General features: G+C 70.1%; 2 protein-coding genes. Both read right to left on the bottom strand.

The features are described 5' to 3' along the window. A partial coding sequence (locus FVW20_RS14035) for a Y-family DNA polymerase (RefSeq protein ID WP_196610102.1) occupies positions 1-737 on the bottom strand: 737 nt, incomplete at its 3' end. Positions 738-1,030: 293 nt separating this feature from the next. Further along, a complete protein-coding gene (locus FVW20_RS14030) occupies positions 1,031-1,483 on the bottom strand; it encodes a LexA family protein (RefSeq protein WP_196610101.1) in 453 nt (150 codons plus the stop codon). Positions 1,484-1,854: the final 371 nt, after the last annotated feature.

Below are 1,854 nucleotides of genomic sequence, written 5' to 3'. Positions count from 1 at the left end.
CGCACCCAGTCGTCGCCCGCATCGCGCAGCGAACGGGCCGTGGCTATGCCCGCGCCGCGCAGCATGCCCGCCAGCCGCCGCCCCACGCCCCACACCGCATCCACCGGCAGCGAACCCAGCAGGTCATCCACGCTCATGCCAAGCACCTCGCGGCTGCGGGCCAGGTCGAACACGCCTTCACATCGCGGGGTGCGCTTGGCCACCCGCCCGGCGATCTTGGCCAGGGTGCGCGTGGGGGCAATGCCCACGGAAATGGGAATGCCCGTCCAGCGGGTCACCCGCTCGCGCAGGGCGCGGCCCACCGCGACGGGATCGGCGGCCAGCGGCCCGCGCAGGGGCAGGAAGGCCTCGTCGATGGAGTACACCTCCACCTCGGGCACAAGGGTGCCCAGGGTGCGCATGACCCGGCTGGAAAGGTCGCCGTACAGGGCATAGTTGGAGGAAAAGACATGCACACCCAGCCGGGCCAGTTCGCGCCGCACCTTGAAGGCCGGGGCGCCCATCTCCACGCCCAGGGCCTTGGCCTCGTCCGAGCGCGAGATGATGCACCCGTCGTTGTTGGACAGCACCACGATGGGCTTGCCGCGCAGGTCGGGCCGGAACAGCCGCTCGCACGAGGCGTAGAAGTTGTTGCAGTCCACCAGCGCCCACGACTGGACGACCGGCCCCGGGGGGCCGGAAGACGGCGCGGCGGCGGGCGGAACCTGCCGGGAAGGAAGATGCGCGGGGACTGGCATGGCGGATTGCCGTGGGGCCTGTGACGGGCGGGAACAGGCCGCGCCGTTGTTGCGGGATGGTTTGAAGGCGCGGCCTCGACGGTAGCCGCGCATCGGAAACCTTGCGGACAGTGCCGGGTCGAAGTGCCGCAGACGAGGAAACGGGACATCACGCGGCAACGCCCCCACCCCCGGAGCAGTCGGGCGCGGCCCCGCACGACAGGCGAATCCCTCCGACAGGAGCCCGCTCCGGCGTGGGGTGCCATGCACACGGGAAGAGGATACGGACAGCGGCTGCGCGAGGCAGCGCGCCCCTACAGGGCGTGCACCACGTAGGTCACCACGCCCCAGACGTGCACGTCGTCCCGCCCGGTGACGTCCAGCGGCTCGTAATCCGGATTTTCCGGCAACAACGCCACCCGGCCCGCGCGCAGATGCAGGCGCTTGACGGTAAGTTCCCCGTCCACGGCCACGATGGCCACCTTGTTGTGCACCGGCTCCACCGCCCGGTCCACCACCAGCAGGTCACCGTCGTGGATGCCCGCGCCGATCATGGACTGGCCCTGTGCCCGCAGGAAGAAGGTGGCCTCGGGATGGCGGATCAGGTGCTCCGCGATGTCCAGCGGCCTGTCCATGTAATCGTCAGCGGGCGAGGGAAAACCCGCCGCCACCCGCGCCAGCAGCAGGGGGCAGGTCACGGGCGCGCGCGGCGCCGCAGTGGCCGGGGAAGCGGTCGTGCCGGAAAAACCGGGGGTACTTTCGGACATGCGACCTCCTGCGCTGAAGCCAGCATCCTGATGACTGGCCGTTTGCGGAACTGCGGTGACCCGGCTACCATAGGCCGCGCACGCGGGTGCGGCAACGTGGCCCCGCACCTCCGGACGGCCATCGTTCCGGACGGCAGGCGGGGATGCTCCGGCTGCTCCGACGGGTGCGTACCCCCGGCCATGGGACATGCCGCCCCAGCAAAACGGGTGTTAAAGAATATCTAGAAAAAATATAACACCCTGTTTTGCGGAATATTCATGCAACACGACACATTATCCCCCACACCGGGCCGCACGGCCTGTTCCGCGTCGGGCACCGGCCCCACAGTCGCCCCGCCCGAGGGCCCCCGCGCGGGCGTGCCGCCCCTGCC

The organism is Nitratidesulfovibrio oxamicus (assembly GCF_015731765.1).
In the GTDB taxonomy this organism is placed as follows: domain Bacteria; phylum Desulfobacterota; class Desulfovibrionia; order Desulfovibrionales; family Desulfovibrionaceae; genus Cupidesulfovibrio; species Cupidesulfovibrio oxamicus.
The sequence above is the reverse complement of the archived record's forward strand: the minus strand, read 5'-3'. Positions and strand labels throughout refer to the sequence as shown.